At 68.2% G+C, this 21,744-nt stretch carries 21 protein-coding genes; 8 read left to right on the top strand and 13 right to left on the bottom strand.

The annotated features are described in order from the left end of the window. Positions 1-12 precede the first annotated feature (12 nt). Positions 13-654, top strand: a complete 642-nt coding sequence (locus AT699_RS19960; RefSeq protein ID WP_049055648.1) for a TetR/AcrR family transcriptional regulator — start codon at positions 13-15, stop codon at positions 652-654. Here AT699_RS19960 and AT699_RS19955 read toward each other — a convergent pair. The 4 genes from AT699_RS19955 to AT699_RS19940 all read right to left on the bottom strand — a co-directional run bounded on the left by AT699_RS19955 (position 641) and on the right by AT699_RS19940 (position 4,974). After that, positions 641-1,591 carry a Bug family tripartite tricarboxylate transporter substrate binding protein gene (locus tag AT699_RS19955; RefSeq protein ID WP_006384921.1) on the bottom strand — a complete coding sequence of 317 codons (951 nt, stop codon included), beginning with the start codon at positions 1,589-1,591 and terminating at the stop codon, positions 641-643. The two genes, AT699_RS19960 and AT699_RS19955, sit on opposite strands and share 14 nt — an antisense overlap. Positions 1,592-1,646: 55 nt before the next feature. Then, positions 1,647-2,912: a carboxylesterase/lipase family protein gene (locus tag AT699_RS19950; RefSeq protein ID WP_024069599.1), complete on the bottom strand. Its 1,266-nt coding sequence runs from the start codon at positions 2,910-2,912 to the stop codon at positions 1,647-1,649. A 182-nt stretch (positions 2,913-3,094) separates the two neighbouring features. Beyond that, positions 3,095-4,045, bottom strand: coding sequence for an adenosine deaminase (locus AT699_RS19945; protein WP_006384919.1), 951 nt, complete (start codon positions 4,043-4,045; stop codon positions 3,095-3,097). An 8-nt stretch (positions 4,046-4,053) separates the two neighbouring features. Further along, a complete protein-coding gene (locus AT699_RS19940; RefSeq protein WP_024069598.1) occupies positions 4,054-4,974 on the bottom strand; it encodes a LysR family transcriptional regulator in 921 nt (306 codons plus the stop codon). 163 nt (positions 4,975-5,137) lie between these two features. Between AT699_RS19940 and AT699_RS19935 the strand changes: the two genes are divergently transcribed. The 5 genes from AT699_RS19935 to AT699_RS19915 all read left to right on the top strand — a co-directional run bounded on the left by AT699_RS19935 (position 5,138) and on the right by AT699_RS19915 (position 8,967). Then, positions 5,138-5,800, top strand: coding sequence for a hypothetical protein (locus tag AT699_RS19935; protein WP_024069597.1), 663 nt, complete (start codon positions 5,138-5,140; stop codon positions 5,798-5,800). Positions 5,801-5,902: 102 nt separating this feature from the next. Then, the gene (locus AT699_RS19930; protein WP_024069596.1) at positions 5,903-7,465 is read left to right on the top strand and encodes a lytic murein transglycosylase; all 1,563 of its coding nucleotides are present in this window, start codon (positions 5,903-5,905) and stop codon (positions 7,463-7,465) included. Further along, positions 7,462-8,097: a class I SAM-dependent methyltransferase gene (locus tag AT699_RS19925; protein WP_049054187.1), complete on the top strand. Its 636-nt coding sequence runs from the start codon at positions 7,462-7,464 to the stop codon at positions 8,095-8,097. The genes AT699_RS19930 and AT699_RS19925 overlap by 4 nt, the downstream gene beginning before the upstream one ends. 91 nt (positions 8,098-8,188) lie before the next feature. Continuing rightward, positions 8,189-8,764: a GNAT family N-acetyltransferase gene (locus AT699_RS19920; RefSeq protein ID WP_058207434.1), complete on the top strand. Its 576-nt coding sequence runs from the start codon at positions 8,189-8,191 to the stop codon at positions 8,762-8,764. After that, entirely contained in the window at positions 8,761-8,967 is a 207-nt protein-coding gene (locus tag AT699_RS19915; RefSeq protein ID WP_006385007.1) for an oxidoreductase-like domain-containing protein, read from the top strand. The genes AT699_RS19920 and AT699_RS19915 overlap by 4 nt, the downstream gene beginning before the upstream one ends. A gap of 52 nt (positions 8,968-9,019) precedes the next feature. Here AT699_RS19915 and AT699_RS19910 read toward each other — a convergent pair whose 3' ends face one another. From AT699_RS19910 to AT699_RS19900, 3 genes are all read right to left on the bottom strand, one after another. Beyond that, complete coding sequence (locus AT699_RS19910; protein WP_070543066.1) at positions 9,020-11,446, bottom strand: TonB-dependent receptor; 2,427 nt, start codon at positions 11,444-11,446, stop codon at positions 9,020-9,022. Between the two features lie 259 nt (positions 11,447-11,705). Beyond that, positions 11,706-12,755: a FecR domain-containing protein gene (locus AT699_RS19905; RefSeq protein WP_024069592.1), complete on the bottom strand. Its 1,050-nt coding sequence runs from the start codon at positions 12,753-12,755 to the stop codon at positions 11,706-11,708. Further along, complete coding sequence (locus tag AT699_RS19900; RefSeq protein ID WP_024069591.1) at positions 12,748-13,275, bottom strand: sigma-70 family RNA polymerase sigma factor; 528 nt, start codon at positions 13,273-13,275, stop codon at positions 12,748-12,750. Before AT699_RS19900 ends, AT699_RS19905 begins: the two co-directional genes overlap by 8 nt. A gap of 246 nt (positions 13,276-13,521) precedes the next feature. On the opposite strand from AT699_RS19900, the gene AT699_RS19895 reads away from it, so the two are divergent. After that, positions 13,522-13,788: a CopG family ribbon-helix-helix protein gene (locus tag AT699_RS19895; RefSeq protein WP_024069590.1), complete on the top strand. Its 267-nt coding sequence runs from the start codon at positions 13,522-13,524 to the stop codon at positions 13,786-13,788. Positions 13,789-13,793: 5 nt separating this feature from the next. Then, positions 13,794-14,063, top strand: a complete 270-nt coding sequence (locus AT699_RS19890; protein WP_223203203.1) for a type II toxin-antitoxin system RelE/ParE family toxin — start codon at positions 13,794-13,796, stop codon at positions 14,061-14,063. A gap of 5 nt (positions 14,064-14,068) precedes the next feature. Here AT699_RS19890 and AT699_RS19885 read toward each other — a convergent pair whose 3' ends face one another. From AT699_RS19885 to AT699_RS19860, 6 genes are all read right to left on the bottom strand, one after another. Further along, on the bottom strand, positions 14,069-14,506 hold the full coding sequence (locus AT699_RS19885; protein WP_020928528.1) for an acetyltransferase: 438 nt from the start codon (positions 14,504-14,506) through the stop codon (positions 14,069-14,071). Positions 14,507-14,518: 12 nt separating this feature from the next. Then, entirely contained in the window at positions 14,519-16,258 is a 1,740-nt protein-coding gene (locus tag AT699_RS19880) for a M14 family metallopeptidase (protein ID WP_024069589.1), read from the bottom strand. A 57-nt stretch (positions 16,259-16,315) separates the two neighbouring features. Then, positions 16,316-17,182 carry an ABC transporter permease gene (locus AT699_RS19875; RefSeq protein WP_024069588.1) on the bottom strand — a complete coding sequence of 289 codons (867 nt, stop codon included), beginning with the start codon at positions 17,180-17,182 and terminating at the stop codon, positions 16,316-16,318. A 5-nt stretch (positions 17,183-17,187) separates the two neighbouring features. Continuing rightward, positions 17,188-18,111: an ABC transporter permease gene (locus AT699_RS19870; RefSeq protein ID WP_006385014.1), complete on the bottom strand. Its 924-nt coding sequence runs from the start codon at positions 18,109-18,111 to the stop codon at positions 17,188-17,190. 187 nt (positions 18,112-18,298) lie between these two features. Next, on the bottom strand, positions 18,299-19,831 hold the full coding sequence (locus AT699_RS19865) for an ABC transporter substrate-binding protein (protein ID WP_006385015.1): 1,533 nt from the start codon (positions 19,829-19,831) through the stop codon (positions 18,299-18,301). Positions 19,832-19,884: 53 nt separating this feature from the next. Further along, a complete protein-coding gene (locus tag AT699_RS19860) occupies positions 19,885-21,738 on the bottom strand; it encodes an ABC transporter ATP-binding protein (protein WP_058207432.1) in 1,854 nt (617 codons plus the stop codon). Positions 21,739-21,744 lie beyond the last annotated feature (6 nt).

The raw sequence follows: 21,744 nt of genomic DNA, 5'->3' as shown, positions 1-21,744 counted from the left end.
TTCCCGCCCGCGATGGCCTCCGCTTCCGCCAAGTCCGCCGCCAGGACGCCCACGTCCGCCGAGCCCGCGCCGCGCACCAAACCCGCGCCGGTGCGCCTGGACGAATTGATGGCGGCCGCCGAAGACCTGTTCGTGCGCCAGGGCGTCGAAGCCACCACCATCGACCAGATCGTGGCGCGGGCCGGCGTGGCCAAGGGCACCTTCTATCACTACTTTTCGTCCAAGGCGGATGTGCTGGCGGCGCTGCGCGCCAAGTTCTCGCAGGGGTTCCTGGACCGCATCGACGCGGCCATGGCGGCCTGTGCGCCGGACGACGGCGTGGCGCGGCTGCGGGCCTGGACGCGCGCCGGCGTGCACGCCTATTTCGACGGCTATGCCTTGCACGACGTCGTGTTCCACGACGTCAACCACCCGCATCGCGGCGCCGCCGAGCGCGCGGCGGTGCTGGCGCAGGCCGAGGCCATGTTGCGCGCCGGCCAGCAATCCGGCTGCTGGCGGCTGACGCAGCCGGGTTTGACCGCGATCCTGCTGTACCACGGCATGCATGGCGCGGTCGATGACGCCATCGCGCGCGGCGCGGCCGACGCCGACGCGCTGGCCGCCAGTCTGATCCCCCCGTTCCTGCGGCTGGTGGGCGCGCCTACTGCAGCTTGATCCCCAGTTCCTTGATCAACGGCCCCATCTCGGCGCGATCGGCGGCGATGGTGTCGGCCAGCTCCCGCGCGCTGCCGCCGATCGGAATCATGCCCAGCGTTTCCATCTGCGCCTTCATCGCGGGTTCCTTGAGGATGTCCGCCACCGATTGCTGGATCCGCGCCACGCGCTCGGCCGGCACGCCGGCTGGCGCCATCAGGCCGATCCACGGCTGCGGCGCATAGTCGCCCATGCCCGATTCGCGCAGGGTCGGCGTGTCGGGCAGGCCGGCGAAGCGGGTCGGGCTGGTGATGGCCAGCGCGCGCAGGCGGCCGCTGTCGATCAGGCCTTTGGAGCTTGAAGGCGCGTCCAGCCCCACGTCGAGTTGTCCGCCGATCAGGTCGTTCTGCGTCTTGCCGGACGAGGACGACGGGATATACAAGGCCTTGATGCCGGCGCGCCGCGCGGTCTGTTCCCACACCAGGTGGAAGGCCGTGCCGATGGAGAACGAGCCCACCGCCAGGCTGCGCGTCTTGCTCTCGCGCACGAAATCCTGCCAGGTCCTGATCGGGCTGTCGCTGGGCACGATGAAGATGAACGGCGTGCGCGCCACCAGCGCCACCGGCTGCAGGTCTTTCTGCGGATCGAACGGCAGGCTGTCGACCGCGAACGGCACGATGGTCACCGACGACGCCACCACCATGCCCAGCGTGTAGCCGTCGGGCGCCGACTTCACCAGCGCGCCGGTGCTGATGATGCCCGACGCGCCCGGCTTGTTCTCCACCACCACCGGCTGGCCCCAGGCGGTCGACAGCTTGCTGGCGAGCACGCGCAGCATCACGTCCACCGGGCCGCCTGGCGGGTTGGAAACGATGATCTTGACCGGCTTGTCCGGATAGGCCGCGCCGGCGGCCGCGGGCAGCAGCAGGGCGAGCGCGAAGGCGAGTTGCTTGAGCATTGGTATTCCCCTTGTCGGTGTTGGATGCGCCGGGTCTTGCGCCCGGCGTCCGGCTTCAGGCCAGGACTTGCTGATGCGGCGCGGGCGCCCAGCCGGGCGCCTCGCCGCGGATGAATGCGATCCAGGCGCGTTGCGTCGCCCGGGCCAGCGTGGCGGCCTGCGTGGGCGGCAGGCCGCGCAGCATGGGCGCGGCGGCAAAGGCCGCGAGCGTGTCGAAGACGAACGGCAGCTCGATGCAATGGCAGGCCCGGAAGCGAGGCGTGGGCGCCACGTCGAAGCGCGCCAGCCAGGCCTGGCGGCCCTGCGCGGCGGCATCCGCGGCCCATTGCCGCGAGGGCGCGCCGAACACGGCTTCGCTGGCCAGCGCGCAGTCGGGGCCGTCGCCGTCCGGGAAGGCCGCCATTTCGTCGCGGGTGTAGCTGACCAGCACGTCCGCGCGGCCGGCCGCCGATTTCAAGGCGGGCGCGATGTCGGCGGGCAGCACCTGGCCGTCCAGCACCGGCCCGAACAGGCTGCGGCGGCTGCCTTCGGCCTCGAGGGCGGCAATCACCTGGGGCGCCCGCTGCGCGCTCAGCAGGCGCTCGACCGGCAGGGCGCGGGCCTGTTCAAGATCGCCGGCGCCGGCGGCGTCCAGAAACACCTGCCCCAATGCCGCGGCCTGCGCGCTGCTGCGAAAGCCGCGGCCAAGCGCCGCGCTTTGCAGGATGGCGCGGCCAAAGCGCGGGCGCCGCGCCAGTATGGCGCAGATCGACGACGCGCCGGCCGACTGGCCCATCAGCGTGACGCGGGCGGGGTCGCCGCCCAGGTCCTGGATGTTGTCGAGCACCCAGTCGATGGCGCATTCCTGGTCCAGCAGTCCCACGTTGGCGGTCTGGCCGGGCACGTGCAGCCAGCCCAGCGCGGCCAGCCGGTAGTTCACCGCCACCACCACCAGGTCGCCGCGCGCCGCCAGGGCGGCGCCGTCATACCAGTCGAGCGCGCCGCCACCGCTTTGCCAGGCGCCGCCATGCAGCCACACCACCACCGGCCGGCGGCGCTCATCGGCGGCGGGCGTCCACACCGTCAGGTGCAGGCAGTCTTCGGCCTGCGGCGCCTCGAAGTCACCCATGGCGCCGCGCAGGCGCGACGGCAGTTGCGGCGCCACGCTGCCCGGGCGGGTGGCGTCGCGCGGACCTTGCCAGCGGGCCGGCTCGGGCGGCGCGAAGCGCAGCGCTCCGACGGGCGGCTCGGCGTAGGGAATGGCGCTGAAGCGGCACACGCCGCCGTCGCGCAAACCGGTCAACATGCCGGCGCGCAGCCGGGCCTGGACGGTGTCAGTCATGTGGTCTTGCCCCTTGTCGTCATGGTCTCTGGCGGGCGGCGCAGGGCCGCCGTCCGCTCGGGACTATGGTAGGGACGAAAGGGGCCGGGCGGGCATGCCGGTTTCGAACCGGGTCATGCGCAACCCGCATGGCCGGGCCGCGGGCGCGGACCGGCCCATTCGGACCGGCCTACTGGACCGGCCTACTTCAGGATGCGCGCATCCATGCTGTTGTCGGCCAGCGCCTGGGCCTGCGCCTGGCTCATGCCCAGGTGCTCGTAGAGCGCGTGGAAATTCTCGGTGACGTAGCCGCCGAAATAGGCCGGATCGTCGGAGTTGACCGTGACCTTCACGCCGGCATCCAGCAGCGACAGGATGTTGTGCTGCGACATGTGTTCGAACACGCGCAGGCGGGTGTTCGACAGCGGACACACGGTCAGCGGGATCTGTTCGTCGATCAGGCGCGCCATCAGGCGCGGGTCCTCGGCGGCGCGCACGCCATGGTCGATGCGCAGCACCTTCAACAGGTCCAGCGCCTCCCAGATGTATTCGGGCGGGCCTTCCTCGCCGGCATGGGCCACGGCCGGCAGGCCCTCGGCGCGGGCGCGGTCGAAGACGCGTTGGAACAGGCGCGGCGGAAAGCCCTTTTCGCTGCTGTCCAGGCCCACGGCGATGAAAGCGTCGCGGTAGGGCAGCGCTTCTTCCAGCGTGCGCATGGCCTGTTCTTCGGGCAGGTGGCGCAGGAAGCTGAGGATCAGCCCGCTGCTGATGCCGAGCTTCTTGCGGCCGTCCTCCAGCGCCTGGCTGATGCCGTCCAGCACCACCTTGAACGGCACGCCGCGGTCGGTGTGGGTCTGCGGATCGAAGAAGGGCTCGGTGTGCACCACGTTCTGCTCGTGGCATTTGACCAGGTAGTCCCAGGTCAGGTCGTAGAAGTCCTGCTCGGTGCGCAGCACGTCGGCGCCGCGGTAGTACAGGTCGAGGAATTCCTGCAGGTTGCCGTAGTTATAGGCCGCGCGCAGGGCATCCATGTCGGGCCACGGCAGCGCCACGCCGTTGCGGTGGGCCAGCCGGAACAGCAGCTCGGGTTCGAGCGTGCCTTCCAGGTGCAGGTGCAGTTCCGCCTTGGGCAAGGTGTTGAGCCAGTCGTACATGGGCGCTCCTAAGTAGGGGTATTGATGGCCAGCGCCACGGTATCGGCGAAGGCGCGGGCCTGGCGGGTGCTGGGACGGTCGCGGCGCCAGATGGCCGCCAGCGGCGATCTGCGCAGCGCCGGCCGGGCCGCCAGCACCAGCACTTCGCCGCGCGCCGCGCGCACCGCCGCGACGCTGCCCGGCAGCATCCACAGGTAAGGACCGACCGTGAGCATCTCGCGGCCGAATTCCAGCGACAGGGCGCCGATCATATCCGGAATCGGCAGGCCTTCGCGGTGCAGCACCATTTCCAGTTCGCCGCGGATGCGGCTGCCGGGCAGGGCGGTGATCCACGGATAGGCCACGCAGTCGGCCAGCGTGGCGTCGGCGCGGTCCGCCAGCGGATGATCGGGGGCGCAGACCAGCACCACCGGGTCGTCCAGCAGGTTGGCCGAGCGGTAGATGCGCGGATCCACCGTGGACGAGAAGCGGCTGATCAGCACGTCCAGCGCGCCCGCGTCCAGATCGTCGATCAGCCGCTCGTGGGTGCCGATCTCCAGCGTCAGCGTGATGCGCGGATAGGCCTGGCGAAAACGCGTGGCCGCCTGCGCCACCGGCCAGCCGGCGAACATCGAGAAACAGCCCACGGTCAGGCTGCCCTCGTCGCCGCGCGACAGCGCCGCCAGGTCGATCTCGGCCTTGCGGAACCCGGTCAGCAACTGGCGCGCGTGGCGGCACATGGCCTCGCCCAGCGGCGTGCAACTGGTGCCGCGGGCGGTGCGCTCGAACAGCCGCGCGCCCACCAGCTCCTCGATCTCGGCGATGGCGCGCGACAGGCCGGATTGCGTGCTGTGCAGCTGCGCCGCCGCCTTGGACATATTGCCCAGCTCGGCCACCGTCAGCACGATTTCCAGGTGCCGGGTGCGGAGTTTTCCTTTGAAGGGCGTCATGGCGGGCAGGGCAGTGGCGATGCGCCGATTATTCTCCCGCGCCGGGTCCTTGGCAACGCGGCCCTGGCGTTTCGGTATAGTTCGTCGCCAGGGAGGCGGCTGTGCGATGCGCATGACGACAAGGCGGGGATCCGGGCGGCGCAGGGCCGCGCCAAGATGGCTGATGGCGGCGCTGGCGCTGGCGACGCTGGCCGGCTGCGGCGTGTCGACCGTGGACGAGGTGCGCGTGGCCTGGCCGCCATTCAAGGACGGCACGGCGCTGGTGTTGCCGTCGGACCCCGCGCAATGTCCGGACCTGTCCGGCACCTACCGCGTCGCGGGCGAACCGCGCGCGGGCGAGGCGGCCGCCGGGGTTGGCGACCTGCGCCGTTTCCTGGCCTACACGCTGGACCTGCCGGGCCTGCCGGATACCGCGGAGCACGCCTGGCGCCCCACGCCGGCCGCCCGCGTCACCTTCAACGCGGCGCCGCAAGGCTGGCAAGTGGTGGCCGACGACGGCCAAGGGGGCCGGTTCACGGGCCTGCTGCCCCTGCGCGACGCCACGGCCGGCGTCGACCGCCCGGCCGACGGCCCGCTGGCGGCCCTGCCCGGCGTCCAGCATTTCGGCGGCTGCACCCAGGGCCGTTTCTGGATCAGTGCCCGGCGCGACTGGCGCCAGTACGAATCCATGGGCGTGTTCCGCACCGTGGCGCTGCTGCGGCCACAGGCGGGCGGGCTGCTGGTGAGCGTGCGGCGCGAGTCGCACAGCATCGGCCTGCTGCCGTGGTATTCGTCGGATGAGGTGCGGTCGCAGTATTGGTTCGGACCGGAGCGCGCGAGCCGTTAGCGAAGCACGGGTAACGCCCCATTTCTCTTGGCAATGCGCCGGTTCGATTTCGGCGCCCGCTCGCGGTACGATCCGGGCTGACTTCGATTTTTCAGGATAACCATGCGACAGAATGCGCTTCGCACCCGAATCGATCCCCTGGCGCGCGCGGTGCTGGCCGCCGCGCTGAGCGTTGCCGCCCTGGGCACGGCCCAGGCCCAGTCGCCTGCTTCGGCCACCGGCACGCGCAGTCCCGGCGCGCAGCCCGCCACGTCCGGGCCGGTGCTGACGCCAAAGCGCAGCTTCGACGATCCGGCCACGCCGGCCGCCGCGCCCGCCGCCACGCCCGTGGCGACGCCCGACGATACGCGAGCCGCCCCGCCGACGAACGCGCACGCACCGGCCCCGGCGGCTGCTCCCGCCGCCGCCCCGGCCGCCGCGCCTGCCGTGGCGCCTGCCGTGGCGCCGGCCCAGGTTCCCGCCGCGACCGCCACGCCGGCCGCGCCCACGGTCATCATCCCGACCGAACTCGACACCAAGGCGTGTATCGCCAAGCTGCGCAAGGGCGCCACCGCCAACGGCCTGACCGTGGCCGACTGGGACAAGTACACCGCCAAGGCCAAGCTGCTGCCCACCACCGTGGCATCCGCCCAGGGCCAGCCCGAGGGCCGTGAAAGCTGGTGGGACTACATCGCCAAGACGGTCGACGAAGAACGCGTGGCCGACGGCCGCGCGGTGCTCGCCAAGTACGGCAAGCAATTGGGCGACATCAGCCAGCAGTACCAGGTGGACCCGGCCACGCTGGTCGCCATTTTCGGCATCGAGACCAACTACGGCCGCCAGGTCGGCAAGACCGACGTGCTCAATGCCTGGCTGACCCGCGCCTGCACCGAGAACAAGACACTGTGGGAAAAGAACGCCTACGCCTCCGTGCGCCTGCTGCGCGACGGCGTGGTGCCGGCCGACAACTTCGTCGGCTCCTGGAGCGGCGCCTTCGGCATGACGCAGTTCATCCCCACCTCGTTCTACGAGCTGGCGGCGGACGGCGACGGCGACGGCAAGATCGACCTGTACAACTCGCTGCCCGACGCCCTGGCCTCGACCGCCAACCACCTGCGCAAGCGCCGCGCCAAATGGACCCACGGCCTGCCGGCGGTGGTGGAGGTGCGCGTGCCGGCCGACGTGGCCGCCGCCATTCCGCCCGCGCCCGACGCCGAATACGTCGGCTCGCAGGACCGCCGCAGCATCGCGCAGTGGGCCCAGGCGGGCCTCAAGCAGGGCGACGGTTCCGCGCTCAAGCTGGCCAGCGGCAACGACCAGCAGGCCTACCTGTTCGCGCCCACCGGCGCCAAGGGCCCGGTGTTCCTGGCCACCGTCAATTTCGACGCGATCCTGCACTACAACCAGTCGCGCCGCTATGGGCTGGCGGTGGCGTTGCTGCTGAACCGCCTGCAGGGCGGCCCGGCGCTGGCCACGGCCTGGCCGACGGACGACCCCGGCCTGTCGCGCGCGCAGATCAAGGAAGTGCAGGAGATGCTCAACGCCCGCGGCTATGACGTCGGCACCGCCGACGGCATCCCCGGCGCCAAGACCCGCGACGCGGTGCGCGCCGAGCAGGAAAAGCGCAACCTGCCGCAGGACGGCCGCGTCGGCAAGCGCATCTACGACGCGCTCAAGGCCAAATGAGCGCCGCCGATCCCGCGCAAGCTGTCGACGGCGGCGGGGCCGTGGTCTCGGGCACCCAGGGTTACGGCGAAAACGCCGCGGCCCTGGCCGAGCAGTACGAGAGCATCGCCTTCGCCGACGTCCACCGCGACGTGGCGCACCTGATCCCGGCGACGCCGTCGCGCATCGCCGACATCGGCGCCGGTTCGGGCCGCGACGCCGCCGCGCTGGCGCGCATGGGCCACCAGGTGGTGGCGGCCGAACCCACGCCCGAGCTGCGGCGCGAGGGCCAGCGCCGCCACGCGCTGCCCAACCTGGAATGGGTCGATGACGCCTTGCCCGAACTTGCAGGCCTGCAAGGGCGCGAGTTCGACGTGATCATGCTGACCGCCGTCTGGATGCACCTGGACGCGGACGAGCGCGCCCGTGGCATGGCGGCGCTGGCGGCCCTGCTGGCGCCCGGCGGCCAGATTCTGATGTCGCTGCGCCACGGTCCGGTGCCGCCCGGCCGCCGCATGTTCGATGTATCGGCCGAGGAGACCATCGCGCTGGCGGCCGGGCATGGGCTGTCGGCGCATCATCTCGTCAGGCGCGAAGACATGCTGGACCGCGCCGACGTGCACTGGAGCTTCCTGGGCCTGCGGCGCGGCTAGCAGGGTGTGTCCACGGTGCGAAAGTGCGATGGCATGCAGGGGCGGGCATGGATATGATGCAAGGCACCGTGTGTGTCCATGCTTCGAGATCATGCCGTCCGCCCTGCTGCCCGAATCCTTCGTCACCCGGCGCCTGCGCGCCGAGCGCATGTCGTCGACCCATCTGCCCTTCATCGCGGCGATGCACGCCGACGCTGCCCTGATGGCCACCATGGGCGGCACCCGCGACGCCACGGCCAGCCGGCGCTACGTCGAGCACAACATGCTGCACTGGGCCGAACATGGCTATGGCATGTATGCGCTGAGCGAGCGCGACAGCGGCGCACTGGCCGGCCGAGCCGGCCTCAAGCTGGCGCTGTCGGGCAAGATCGAGCGGGTCGAGATCGCCTACGCGTTCCTGCCCACCTGTTGGGGCCGGGGCTACGCCTCGGAAATCACCCGCGCCCTGCTGGCGCTGGGATTCGAACGCCTGCCGGTGGACGCGCTGAGCGCCGTGGCCATACAGGCCAACGCCGCGTCGCTGCGCGTCATGGAAAAATGCGGGATGCGCTGGATCGAGACCACCGGCGAAGGGGAGGCGCGCAAGCTGCGCTACGAGATCCGGCGCCAGCAATGGCGGGCGCTGGCGGACGAGGCGGCGCCGATCGGCGCTAACATGCGGCCATGAGTCCCGCGAATACCCCCGATACCCCGAACACCACTCCGCCCGTCGACGACGATCCGCCGCCCGTCCCGCCGGAGGCCCCCGCGCCCGAGGAATGCTGCAACAGCGGCTGTATCCCCTGCGTCTACGACACCTACAACGAAGCCATGGACGAATACCGCGCCGCGCTCAAGGCGTGGCGGGCGCGGCATGGCGAGGCGGGGTAGGGGGCAAGGGCCACCTAAGTGCGCAGTCGCACGTCATGCGATGGGCCGCAAGTCAGAAATCCACGCTGACCGCCAGCTTGACCGTGCGTGGCGCGCCGACGGAGGAAAAGCCGTTCCACGCGCCTGACCAATAGCGCTGATTGAAGGCATTCTCCACGCCCGCACGGAAAGCAACAGGGTGCGCCGCCAGCCGGGTGACGTACCGGGCGCCCAGATCGACCCGAGTCCAGGCCGGCAATTTCTGCGTATTGGCGTTGTCGGCATATTGCCGGCCTGTGTGGATGGCCGTGGCCCGGAGCGTCAGGCCGGGCAACCACGGGGTATCCCATTCGGCGCCCAGGTTGACCAACCAGGTGGGAACGCCCATGGCCATCCTTCCGTCCAGCAGCCCGGCGCGGGTCCGTGTGTTGATCGCCTTGAGATAAGTCGCTCCGCCCAGCAAGCGCAATCCCGGTGTCACCGCGCCGGCGATGTTCCATTCAAGGCCACGATTGCGCTGTTCTCCGTCGGGCGCATATCTGTTGCTGCCGTTGTCCTTGATGAGACTCGGACGAGTGATCTGGAATACGGCAAGGGTATTCAGTAGATTGCCTGCATCCCACTTTGCCCCCAGTTCCATCTGCTTGCTTTTGTACGGCGGGAAGACCTCGCCAAAGTTGGCGGCAGTGGTATCCGTGACTCTGTCGCCCTGCGAGAGTCCTTCGATATAGTTGGCGTAAATGGAGACGGGGGGGGCCCATGGCTTGACGACGAAGCCAACGGCGGGCGTAAGCGCTTGTTCATCATATCGGGTAGTCACGGCGCCCGACGGCGCATAGTTCTTCGTTCGGACGCGCTGCTGCCGCGCGCCCAGCGTCAGCAGGTACTTGTCCTGCGAGAACGAAAGCGTGTCGCTGAGGGCAATACTGCTGAAGGTGGAGTCGGACGATTTTGGCACCATGGCCGGGCCGACCGTCAGCGTGGGTTGGCTTGGCCTGTAGATGTTCGACGCCCACATCGTCACCGGGCCTTGGACGGCGCCGCCGGCTTGTTGGATGGCATTGCCGCTGAAGGTGATCTCGTGTCCGACGGGGCCCGTGCGCAGACGTCCGCGAATGCCGGCATTGGCGGCGTTGACGTTGGAGAAGCTTCTCGTATTCTTGGCCATGCCCATGTAGTCGCCCGAGGCTTGCGCATTCATGCCCAGCGCGTTGTTCATGTAGCCGGAACTGCTTTGATGCTTGGTGCCGATGGCCGCGAATCCGGTCCAATGTTCGTTGAAATCGAATTCGAGCGAGCCGATGAGCGCCTTGCTGCGCTCGGAGGAATACGCCCCCGGCATGGTGTTGGTCGCAGGATCGGGAGCCGCAGGAACGTGTTCGTTGGCGAAAGTGGTGAAGAGCGGCATGGCGCCGCGCTTCTTGCCATCGATGCTGTAGGCATCCAGCGCGATGCGCAGCCGCTCTGCGCGAAAGTCGAGCGCCACCGCGGCCATTTCCCGCTTCTCTCTCTGGCCGTCCAATGCGGTGTTGCCATTGGATGTGGCGGTATTGACCCGGATGCCGAATTCATTCTCCTGTCCGAATCGTCGCCCCATGTCCAAATGGGCGCCCAGCTCCGAATCCGAGGCATACCTGGTAGTCAGGCGGGTCAACGGCTTGTCGCCAGCGCGTTTGGGCACCAGGTTGATGACCCCGCCCACGGAACCGGCCGGAGTCATGCCATACAACAGAGCGCCCGGGCCTTTTAGCACTTCCACCCGTTCAAGGAACTCCGTGGCGACGCGAAAGCCCGGCGTCAGACCGAAAAGGCCATTCCAGGCGAAATCCGTGCTTGGCATGTGGAAGCCCCGCACATTGAAGAATTCTGTCGGACCCGATTCGGGGAACGTCTCTCTTACCGATGCGTCCGCCCGCAACACCTCGGCCACCGTATCGGCCTGCCAATCCTCGATCATGCGCGAGGTATAGCTGCTCGTGCTGAACGGCGTTTCCATGACATCCTTGTTGCCCAGCAAGCCCAGGCGGCCACCCCGGGCCACGTGGCCGCCGGCATAGGGCTCGGGCACTGCCGATGGCGCGGATGGCGTTGCCGTTACGCGCACAGCAGGCAAGGTCACGGCACGGCTATCCGGCGTGGACTGATGCAAGACATAGCTACCATCAGCCAGGCGTACTGCCTGCAATCCTTGGCCCTGAAGCAGCCGGGCGAAGCCCTGTTCGACGGTCGCCGCGCCGGACAGGCCAGGCCCGTACCTGCCTTGTGTCAGGACGCCTGGCGCGGATAACAATATCCCTGCTTCTTCTGCGTAGCGGTTCAAGGTCGTGTTGAGCGGGCCGGCGGGAATGTCGTAACGGCGTGCCGGCGCGGCGGCGGTCTGCGCCTGTGCGGCGGGCATCGCGCCCATGGAGGCGAGCAGCGAGCCCGCCATGGCTAGGTTCAGTGCCAGCGCCAACGGACGCAGCGCGGGGCCACGCGGGCGGATAATGGGACGTGGCATCAATTGATCTCTCCGGAAGTGACTTGGATGGAGAGACGACCATCGATGGCAGGCACGGTTTTCCGTCGCGTTCCGTGGGCGGGCCGGATCGGGACGAAAGGCTCGCGTTCCTCCGATCATCGTCTCTTATGCACTAAACCGAACTGGACGGAAAAAGGGGAACTGCCTTTGGTCCTATTGAGGAGGCGAGGCCGGTACGATGCGTGCGGATCAAGGAAGGTGACCGACGCGGGCGTGATGCCTTTCAACTCGGGGCGGTTCAGCGACCTTCGACCGTCGTCCACCACGGCAGGCGACGGCGTACCCGGATGGGCAGGGTCTGCTCCAGCATGGTCAGCGCCCGGTCCGTATCGTCGGTCGGGAAGACGCCCATGACGCGAATGTCCGCCACTTCCGGGGCGACGCCGAGATGGCCGTGGCGATAGCGGCCCAGTTCGGCCAGCAAGTCCGCCAGGCGGATGTGGTCCGCCGGCACCACGCCGTGAACCCAGGCTTCACGCATCGGATCGGCGCCCGCCAGGGCGCGTATTTGCTGGGTGTCGAACGTGGCGGCTTGCCCGTCGTGAACCTGCAGTGTCCGTCCCGCGTTCGTGCGGATTTCCATTGAGCCCTCGAATACGTCGACGCGCGTTGATGCGCGGCCCAGGAGCACCGAGTAGCGGGTGCCCAGGGCTTGCAGCCGGCCATGCACCGTATCCACGTAGAACGGGCGCCGCAGCTTGTCTTGCGCGGTCTGGACCAGGATTTCGCCGCCCAGGACGATGAGGCGCCGTTCCTGGCGCCGGTAGTCCACGTCCAGCGCGCTGCGGGTGTTGAGCCATACGCGCGAACCGTCCGTCAACACCAGGCGCTGCCGCTTGCCGGTGCCGGTGTGGTGGTCGGCCCGCAGCGCCGCCACCATCTCGGGCAGCGGCGTGTAGCGCCAACCCAGGGCGAACAGGCCCAGGCCCATGACGCCGGGAATGACTTTCAGGGCCTGGCGTCGGGCATTCACCGCGCGTCGCGCCGCCTCGCCGCTGGCGACCGCGGCTGTCGTGCCCGGTGGGCCATAGCCGCGCAACGGGTCGAACTTGCGGCTGACCTTGTCGATACAGGCCCAGGCGGCCTGATGCTCCGGCGCCTGCAGCCAGGCCTGCCAGGCGACCCGATCCGCGTCGGTGGCGCGCTCGTCGCGCAGTCTGGCGTACCACTGCGCCGCCTGCTCCAGGCTCTGGATACGGGGCTTGGTTCGCGCCGCGGCAGGCGCGGTTGCCGCGGCCCGTTGGCTCCGCGGGGGGCGCTTCGCTTTGCCGGGCGCGGGATCAGTCACCCCGGCCGGCCTCGATCAAGGCGCATTGCAGCATGGCCTGGGCGATGTACTTCTTGACCATGCGTTCGGAGACGGACAACTGCGCCGCGATGGCGCGATAGGGCATCCCGTCCACCTGAGCCATGATGAAGGCGCTCGCCGCCTTTTGCGACAGGCGGCCGAGCATCGCGCCGATTTGCAGCAGGGCCTCGACGACAAGCGCCCGATCCTCGGGCGACGGCGCCAGCGGCTCGGGCTGGGCGGCCAGGGTTTGCAGCCAGACGCGTTCGATTTCGCGGCGACGCCACAGGTCCACGCACAGGCCGCTGGCGGCGGTGCGCAGCCAGGCGCGAGCCTGGAGAAAGCCGTGGAACTCGCGGCCCACCGGTTTGGCCAATAAGCGCAGGAAGGCGTCGTGCGCCAGATCCGCGGCATCGGAATCGTTGCCCAGGCGGCGTTGCAACCAGCTCCGCAACCAGCCGTGATGATCGTGGTAGAGGGTTTCCAGCGAGGGAGGCGAGGGATAGGCGGGGGCGCTCATGCACAAGTCACCATGCCACGGGGTGACCGAAGGATCATGGTTTGTCTATTGACGGGGAATGATTTTTATTATCGTATGGCTATCAAGCGTCCGAACCGGGCGATTGTCTGAAACCGTCTTGTCTTGTGCGGGGACGCCTGGCTTCTGCCCTGCCAAACCGCATCTGATGATCTTTTTTGATTAAGAATTAATCACTTCGATTAAAATAGGCTGCCCATGCTGACAGTACCCCTCTGGAGATACAAGATGAGTCCCGCAACCAAGGTGCTGACCGCACATGTGCCGCTTCCGTTGGCCGAGAAGGTCGATCAGATGGCTGTGCGCCTGGACCGATCTCGCGGCTGGATCGTGAAGCAGGCACTGTCCGCTTGGATTGCCCAAGAGGAGGAACGTGACAAGCTCACCGAGCAAGCGCTTGCTGACGTGGATGCTGGTCGGATTGTGGATGACCAAGCCGTGCAAGCCTGGGCGGAGAGCCTGGGCTCTGACCAGCCATTGCCGCTGCCGCGATGATGGAAATGAAGTGGACCAGCAAGGCGCTTTCCGATCTGGCGCGCTTGCATGAATTCCTGGCGGCGGTGAATAGGCCCGCGGCCGTACGGGCTGTGCAAGCGCTGGTCAAGGCTTCAAGTGTTTTGCCGACCAACTCCCGCATTGGCGAGCAGCTATTTCAGTTCGAACCGCGCGAGGTACGCAGGATATTGGTCGGGGAGTACGAAATACGTTACGAGATCCGGGATTCGATCATCTACGTATTGCGACTGTGGCACACCCGGGAGAACCGCTGACGGCCTCAGCCCGCCAGCTTCATATGAATGATCGGCCGCGGCCGCCCCGCGTCGTCGGTTTCCGAGCGGCCCACGTCTTCAAAGCCATAGTGCTTGTAGAAACCATGCGCCTGCGGGTTCTGCTCGTTGACGTCGACCCGCAGGCTGCCGTGCAGCGACAGCGCGAAATTCAGCAGGCGCCGCCCGGCGCCCTTGCCGCGTTTGTTGGCGTCGACGAACAGCATCTCGACCTTGTTGCCGTTCAGGCCCATGAAGCCGGCGACTTCGCCGGCATCGTCCTCACAGACCCAGACGCGGACCGACGGCAGGTAGGTGTTGAGCACCTGCGGGTACATGGCCTGGATTTCCTTTTCGGACAGGAACGTATGGGTGGCCCGTACCGAACGGAGCCAGATGTCCACCAGGGCGAGATCGTCGCCGTGGTTGCGTTCTCGGATGTTCATGTCGGGCGCTTGCTAATGTCCGGAGCGGTGGATATCGGTCGCCGCCAGGACGGTTTCCATTTGCACAGTATGCGCGAAAACGAAGCGGTCTCCGTACACGGTTTCATCCGGAAACTCGGAGATCAGCGCCATCGGCAGCTCTTCCCGGTCGGTCTCCGTGACCTGCACGGGAATGCCGTTCAGCACATCGAATCCGGTTTCGAGCGCGTGCGCGTGGAATAGTTCAAGCTGGCGCGCATTGAATTCGACCAGGCCGGGCACGTTGCGGGCCAGCCGCGCCGTCACTCCCTCGATCAGGCGGCGGGCGCGCTCGCTCCAGCCCGGGTGGTGGCGCAGCACCAGGAAGAAGCCCTTGGGGATGGTCCACAGCTCGAAATTGCGCGGCAGGTAGCCCGACAGGGGGCGGGTCCACTCGTGGGCCGGGTAGCCGTGCAGGTTGATGTGCAACTGCGCGCCGCTGATGGCGTGGGCCTGGTGGCGGCCTTCGCGTTCGAAGAATGGCGCGTGCTCGCGGTAGGCGATGTCGTCGCCCAGCGCGCTGTAGCGCGAGGCGTGCAGCATGTGGCGCGGATGCTGTTCGCGCAGGCGGTTAAAGAGCGCGTAGCCGTCCGGATTCTCGGCCGCGATCAGCGCGAAATGGGCGTCGCCGCGCGCCTTCAGCGCTTGCGCCGCGCGCAGCGCGCCGACCACGCCGGAGGTCTCGTTGGCGTGCTGCGCGCCCGAGATGAAGACCGCCGGGCCGGGCCCGCGCAGGTAGGTGCCCAGCACCGGGCGTCCCTGGCGCGAAACGGCCTGGAAGGCGTCGCCGCCCAGCGCGGCCATGCAGCCGGCGATCTGCGCGGCGGCCAGCGGCTGGCGCAGTTCGGCCAGCGGCGCGTCCAGCGCCACGGGCGCCACCGGCGCCGGCGGCGCGAAGGGTTCCAGCGTCACCTGCACGCGCGCCGCGCCGTCGTGGCGGCGGATGTCGGGAATGATCTGGCCGGGTTGCAGGCCGCGGTCGCCGGAGGGGCGGCCGGAATGGTGCTGGAAGTGTTCGAGCAGCGTGAAGTACAGGTCTTCGTGCAGCGCCTCGAAGGTGCTGACGATTTCCTCGTCGACCGGCAGCGCGAAGTCCATGCCGGGCAGGTCGACGCGGATCTCCAGCCGGTCGAAATACGGCTCGTGCGCGCCCCAGGGATGGTTGCGCACCGTGTCGACGATGCTGCGGAAGGCCTGCTGGTATTCGGTGGCCTGGGCCGCGTCGGTCTGGATGGCGCCGTCGGCGTCGCGCACGCGCAGCCACCCGGTGGGCGACAGTTCGGGCTTGCCGTCCTGCGCCTGGCCAAGCTGGTTGGGCGCGAACACGCGATCTTCACGGCGTCGGCCGTCGGCGTAGACGAGCGTGACGTCGTAGTGCAGGTCGGACGCGCCCGGCTTCATCGTCACGCGCACGCCTTGCAGCAGCGCCACCAGCGGGTAGGCTTCGAGGGTGAAGCGCTTGGCCTGGGCGTGCTCGTGCAGCGGGTAGCGCAGCTCGACCGCCACCAGGCCGTCGCGCTCGACCTCTTCCAGGAAGTAGTGCAGCAGCGGCTTGTAGGCGCTGCGAAAGCGCGCCGTCACGCCGGCCTGCGCCAGCCGCGCCTCGGCTTCGCGGCGCGCATCGACGCCCTCGAACAGCCAGCCTTCGACGGCCGCGCCGCGCCAGGCCGGGGCCTTGTAGGCATGGATCCAGGCGTCCAGCGTGCGGTCGAATGTCTTTTCCAGCAATGCCATCGTCAGTAGTCCTCAAGTGCCTGCCGCAGCAGGCCGCCCCAAGGCGGGGGCATACATTTACACCTTGCCGGTGGGGTCCAGGCGGTCGCGCAGCCAGTCGCCCAGCAGGTTCAGCCCCAGCACGGTCAGCATGATCGCCAGGCCGGGGAATACGCTCACCCACCACGCCGTCTGCATGTAGGTGCGGCCATCGGCCAGCATACCGCCCCAGCTCGGGATCATGGGATCCACGCCCAGGCCCAGGAAGGTCAGGCTGCTTTCCAGCAGGATGTTGTTGGCGACGTTCAGCGTCATCAGGATCACCAGCGGGCCCAGCAGGTTGGGCACGATGTGGTGGCGGATCATGGCCAGGTCGCGCACGCCGAAGGCGCGCGCCGCCAGCACGAATTCGCGTTCGCGCAGCGCCAGCACCTGGGCCCGCACCACGCGCGCGTATTGCACCCACTGCGAGATGATCATGAAGAAGATCACGTTGAACAGGCCGCCGCCCAGGATGGCGATGAAGGTGATGGCCACCAGGATGAACGGCAGCGCCAGTTGCACGTCGGCAAAGCGCATCACGATCATGTCCCAGAAGCCGCGGTAGTAGCCGGCGATCAGGCCCATGATGATGCCGAGCAGGGCGCCGCCCAGCACCGACGCGAAGCCCACCAGCAGCGAGATCTTGCCGCCGACGATGACGCGCGCCAGCACGTCGCGGCCCAGCGGGTCGGTGCCGAACAGGTGGGCGGCGCTGGTGAAGGGCGCCATCAGGCGGGCGGTCAGGTCCATGGACTCGCCGCCATCGGGGAACAGCCAGCCCGAGGCCAGCACCAGGACGATCATGATGCCGGTCAGCATGGCGCCCAGCACGAACTCCAGCGAGCGGTAGCGGCTGCGCGGCTTGATTGCCTTGGGGGCGGCGGGGGAAGTAGTCGTCTGCATGGGGCTCACCGCGTGCGGATACGGGGATCGACGATGCCGTAGGCGATGTCGACGATCAGGTTGACCAGGACGATGACGGCGGCCAGCACGGTGACCGTGCCTTGCAGCACCGGGTAGTCGCGGCCGGAGATGGCGTCGAACGCCAGCGTGCCCAGGCCGGGCCAGTTGAACACCATCTCGATGACGACGATGCCGCCGATCAGGCCGCCGAATTGCAGGCCCAGGTAGGTGATGAGCGGAATGGCGCAGTTGCGCAGCGCGTGCTTGTACAGCACGATGCGTTCCTTCAGGCCCTTGCTGCGCGCCACCATGATGTACTGGGCCGACAGCGTCTCCAGCATGGTGGTGCGCACCAGGCGGATGTTGGTGGCCGACAGGATGATGGCCATGGTCAGCGACGGCAGCACCAGGCTGGCCGGACCGCTCCAGCCCGACGGCGGCAGCAGCGGGAAGGTGATCGACAGCAGCAGCACCAGCATCAGCGCCAGCCAGAAGTTGGGGAACGACAGCCCCACCAGCGACAGGATGCGGATCGCCTGGTCGGTGGGCTTGCCGCGCTTGATGGCGGCCTGGATGCCCAGCGGCAGCGAAATCAGGATCGACGCGATCAGCGAGGTGAACGCCAGCATCAGCGTGGCCGGCAACGCGTCGCCGATCAGCTTGGCGACCGAGGTGCCGCCCATGAAGCTGCGGCCGAAGTCGCCGTGCAGCAGGCCTTGCATGTAGCTCAGGTATTGCTCGTGGAACGGCCGGTTCAGGCCCAGCGCCTGGCGGATGTTGGCCAGGTCCTGCTCGGTGACGCTGCCCGAGCCCTGGCTGAGCATCAGCGCGGGGTCGCCGGTCAGGCGCACGGCATAGGAGACGAGCAGCGTCACGGCCACGATCACGAAGACCGCCTGCAACACGCGTTTAATCAAAAATCCGGTCATGAGGCTCCGCCCGGGCTTTCGCCCCGGCGAATCAGTAGGGTTAATGCGTCAAATACTTCAAGTGCTTCACAAGCATCACGGCGCCGATTCGAGCACCGCCCCCTGGCGGGATGCCGGGGAGCCGGCTTTGCCGGTCCCCTGGCATGCCCCCTCGAGGGGGAAGCGCGCAGCGCTTCGGGGGTGGGCTTTACTCCACCGCAGTTTCCAGGAACCGGAAGCGGATGTCGCCCGGCACTTCCAGGCCCTTCACGCGCTTGTTCACGCCGACGATGGTGTTCAGGCTGTACAGCGGCAGTTCCAGCGCCTGGTCGGCCACGTAGCCGGCGATCTCCTGCAGCATGGCTTCGCGCTTTTTCACGTCATAGACGGTGCGCTGCGCTTCCAGCATGGCGTTCAGCTTGGGATCGTTGTCGTACGGATTCCACTTCTGGCCCGAGTGGTACATCAGGTAGGCCGTGTTGTCGTAGTCGTAGGTCCAGCCGCCCCATTGGTTCTGCCACATCTCGCCGGTCTTGCCGCCGGGGATGATGTCGTTGAGCAGCACGCCGGTTTCGTACGGCTTGATGGTGGCGCGCACGCCCACCGCCTGCAGATAGCCCGACACCGCCTGGGCCACTTCGCGGAAGTTCGAATCGCTGCCGCGCACGTCGATCTGCACCGTCGCGCCCGGCTTGATGCCGGCGCCGGCCAGCAGCTTCTTGGCTTCGGCGGGGTTGAAGGGCAGGGGTTTCTGCTCGGGGTTGTAGCCGAACGACTGCGGACCCTGGAAGCTGGCGATGGTCTTGGCCTGGCCCAGCAGGAGTTGCTTGACGATGGTGTCGCGGTCCACCGCCATGATCAGCGCGCGGCGCACGTCGCGGTTCTGGGTGATGCCGTTCTTGGTGTTGTAGCGCAGCGCGAAGGCCACCGGGCCGCCGGTCGAGATGACGTCGGCGTTGCCCGACTTCTTGACCGTCTCGATCAGGCCCAGCGGGATCAGGGTGGCGATGTCCACGCGCCCGGCCTGCAGTTCGGCGACCTGGGTGCCGGGCTCGCTGATGAAGCGGTAGACCACCTTGTCCAGCTTGGGCTTGCCGCCCCAGTAGTCGTCATTGCGCGCCAGGGTCACGTTGACCTTGGGCTGGTAGCTCTCGAACTTGAACGGGCCGGTGCCGACCGGGTGGGTGTTGAAGTTCTCTTCGCCCTTTTCCTGAATGTACTTGGGCGGCACGATCATGGCGCCGTAGCCGGCCAGCTTGGTCAGCAGCACCGGATCGGGTTGCTTGAGGATGAAGTCGACGGTGTATTCGTCCACCACCTTGACCTCGCCGATCGAGTCGTAGTTCGACTTCTGCGGGCCTTTGGCCCCTTCCGCGCCCAGCAGGCGCTCGAACGTGAACTTGACGGCCTCGGCGTTGAACGGCTCGCCATTGTGGAACTTGACGCCCTGGCGCAGCGTGAAGCGCAGGCGCTTGTTGTCGTCCAGGTATTCCCACTTGGTGGCCAGGCCGGGTTGCAGCTTCAGGTCGGCGCCGCGCATGGTCAGGCCGTCGTACAGGTTGCTGCCGACCGAACCCCAGAACGTCACGAAGGTGTCGATCGGATCCCAGCTGCCCGGATCCTGGTTGATGGCGACGTTGAGCGTGCCGGCGGCCTGGGCGGTCGACAGGACCGCGGGCAGCGCGCCGCCCAGCGCCAGGGCCAGGGCGGTGGCGGTGAAGGTTTTGCGTAGGGAGAGCATGTTCAACTCCAGGACGGGAAATCGGCCGGGCCGACGTGTAGAAAACGGAAGGTTCAGGCGGCGCGGGCCACGCGGTGGCCGGGCGCGAATTCAACCAGGGGAATGATCGCCGGCTCGTCGCCCACGCGCCGCACCGGGCTGGGGATCTCGCCCTCGATCAGCGAGGTGTCGATGTGGCGGCCGGGCTCGGCCACCGGCACGGCGGCCAGCAGCTTGCGGGTGTAGGCATGCTGCGGCGATTCGAAGATCTGGCGGCGCGTGCCCAGTTCCACGATCTGGCCCAGGTACAGCACCGCCACGCGGTGGCTGACCTTCTCCACCACCGCCATGTCGTGGGTGATGAACAGGTACGACAGGCCGCGGTCTTTCTGCAGGTCCATCAGCAGGTTCAGGATCTGCGCCTGGATCGACACGTCCAGCGCCGACACCGATTCGTCGGCGATGATCAGCTTGGGGTCGCTGGCCAGGGCGCGGGCGATGCAGACGCGCTGGCGCTGGCCGCCGGAGAATTCATGCGGATAGCGGCGCGCGTGCTCGGGTTTCAGGCCCACCTGTTCCAGCAGCTCGCCGACGCGGCGCGCGATGGCGGCCTCGTCGGTCAGCAGGCGATGGGTGCGGATCGGCTCGGCGATGCTGAAGGCCACGGTCTTGCGCGGGTCCAGCGAGGCATACGGATCCTGGAAGATGTACTGGATCTCCTGGCGCAGGCGCTGGCGGCCGGCGGCGTCCATCGAGAAGATGTCCTGGCCGTTGTAGCGCACCGCGCCCGAGGTCGGCGCCACCAGCTGCTGCAGGGTCTTGCCGATGGTCGACTTGCCGCTGCCCGATTCGCCCACCAGCGCCAGCGTTTCGCCGGGGTAGACGTCGAAGCTGACTTCCTCGACCGCGTGCACGCGGTGGGTGACACGGCCGAACAGGTTGTGGCCGACGTCAAAGCGCGTGGTCAGCTTCTCGACGCGCAGCACCGGCTCGTCGTAGCGGGCCGTGTCCTGCTCGCGGGTCTCGCCCACTTCGCGCAGCGTGTCGCCTTCCAGCACCGTCTGCGGCGTGCGCAGCGGCAGGTCGCGGCCGGTCAGGCTGCCCAGGCGCGGCACGGCGGCCAGCAGGGCGCGGGTATAGGGATGCTTGGGCGCGCGGAAGATCTCTTCCACCGGGCCCTGCTCGACCTTCCTGCCGCGCAGCATCACCACCACGTCGTCGGCCATCTCGGCCACCACGCCCATGTCGTGGGTGATGAAGATCACGGCGGTGCCCAGGTCGCGCTGCAATTCGCGGATGGTGTTCAGGATCTGCGCCTGGATGGTCACGTCCAGCGCGGTGGTGGGTTCGTCGGCGATCAGCAGGCGCGGCTGGCACGACAGCGCCATCGCGATCATCACGCGCTGGCGCATGCCGCCCGACAATTGGTGCGGATAGCGGTCCAGCAATTGCTCGGCGTCCGGCAGGCGCACCTTCTCCAGCAGCGCGCGCGCCGCCTTGCGGGCGGCCGAGCGCGACAACTGCTGGTGCAGCATGATGGCCTCGATGATCTGGTCGCCGATGGTGAATACCGGGTTCAGCGAGGTCATCGGCTCCTGGAAGATCATGGCGATGTCGTTGCCTCGGATCGCGCGCATCCGCTCGTCGGACGCGGCCGTCAGGTCGACCTCGCGGTCGTCGCCGTCGCGGAACAGGATCTGGCCGGTGGCGATGCGGCCGTTGTTGTAGTCCGTCAGCCGCATGATGGCCATGGACGTCACCGACTTGCCCGAGCCGGACTCGCCGACGATGGCCAGCGTCTTGCCCGGCCGCACGTCGAAGTCCAGGTTCTCGACGGCGCGGAACACGCCGTTTTCGGTATTGAAGTCCACCGAGACGCCGCGCACGGAGAGCAGCGGCTGGGCGGAGGAGGCGGGAATGCTAGACAACGTGGA

Origin of the sequence: Achromobacter xylosoxidans, from assembly GCF_001457475.1 — a bacterium.
GTDB lineage: Bacteria > Pseudomonadota > Gammaproteobacteria > Burkholderiales > Burkholderiaceae_B > Achromobacter > Achromobacter xylosoxidans.
Note: the sequence above shows the minus strand (reverse complement) of the source record. Positions and strands in the feature narration are given on the sequence as shown.

Excerpts from the sequence above, each read along its gene's own strand:
- AT699_RS19960 (WP_049055648.1), top strand. The coding sequence starts at position 13 with ATGGCCTCCGCTTCCGCCAAGTCCGCCGCCAGGACGCCCACGTCCGCC.
- AT699_RS19955 (WP_006384921.1), bottom strand. The coding sequence starts at position 1,591 with ATGCTCAAGCAACTCGCCTTCGCGCTCGCCCTGCTGCTGCCCGCGGCC.
- AT699_RS19950 (WP_024069599.1), bottom strand. The coding sequence starts at position 2,912 with ATGACTGACACCGTCCAGGCCCGGCTGCGCGCCGGCATGTTGACCGGT.
- AT699_RS19945 (WP_006384919.1), bottom strand. The coding sequence starts at position 4,045 with ATGTACGACTGGCTCAACACCTTGCCCAAGGCGGAACTGCACCTGCAC.
- AT699_RS19940 (WP_024069598.1), bottom strand. The coding sequence starts at position 4,974 with ATGACGCCCTTCAAAGGAAAACTCCGCACCCGGCACCTGGAAATCGTG.
- AT699_RS19935 (WP_024069597.1), top strand. The coding sequence starts at position 5,138 with ATGGCGGCGCTGGCGCTGGCGACGCTGGCCGGCTGCGGCGTGTCGACC.
- AT699_RS19930 (WP_024069596.1), top strand. The coding sequence starts at position 5,903 with ATGCGACAGAATGCGCTTCGCACCCGAATCGATCCCCTGGCGCGCGCG.
- AT699_RS19925 (WP_049054187.1), top strand. The coding sequence starts at position 7,462 with ATGAGCGCCGCCGATCCCGCGCAAGCTGTCGACGGCGGCGGGGCCGTG.
- AT699_RS19920 (WP_058207434.1), top strand. The coding sequence starts at position 8,189 with ATGCCGTCCGCCCTGCTGCCCGAATCCTTCGTCACCCGGCGCCTGCGC.
- AT699_RS19915 (WP_006385007.1), top strand. The coding sequence starts at position 8,761 with ATGAGTCCCGCGAATACCCCCGATACCCCGAACACCACTCCGCCCGTC.
- AT699_RS19910 (WP_070543066.1), bottom strand. The coding sequence starts at position 11,446 with ATGCCACGTCCCATTATCCGCCCGCGTGGCCCCGCGCTGCGTCCGTTG.
- AT699_RS19900 (WP_024069591.1), bottom strand. The coding sequence starts at position 13,275 with ATGAGCGCCCCCGCCTATCCCTCGCCTCCCTCGCTGGAAACCCTCTAC.
- AT699_RS19895 (WP_024069590.1), top strand. The coding sequence starts at position 13,522 with ATGAGTCCCGCAACCAAGGTGCTGACCGCACATGTGCCGCTTCCGTTG.
- AT699_RS19890 (WP_223203203.1), top strand. The coding sequence starts at position 13,794 with ATGAAGTGGACCAGCAAGGCGCTTTCCGATCTGGCGCGCTTGCATGAA.
- AT699_RS19885 (WP_020928528.1), bottom strand. The coding sequence starts at position 14,506 with ATGAACATCCGAGAACGCAACCACGGCGACGATCTCGCCCTGGTGGAC.
- AT699_RS19880 (WP_024069589.1), bottom strand. The coding sequence starts at position 16,258 with ATGGCATTGCTGGAAAAGACATTCGACCGCACGCTGGACGCCTGGATC.
- AT699_RS19875 (WP_024069588.1), bottom strand. The coding sequence starts at position 17,182 with ATGCAGACGACTACTTCCCCCGCCGCCCCCAAGGCAATCAAGCCGCGC.
- AT699_RS19870 (WP_006385014.1), bottom strand. The coding sequence starts at position 18,111 with ATGACCGGATTTTTGATTAAACGCGTGTTGCAGGCGGTCTTCGTGATC.
- AT699_RS19865 (WP_006385015.1), bottom strand. The coding sequence starts at position 19,831 with ATGCTCTCCCTACGCAAAACCTTCACCGCCACCGCCCTGGCCCTGGCG.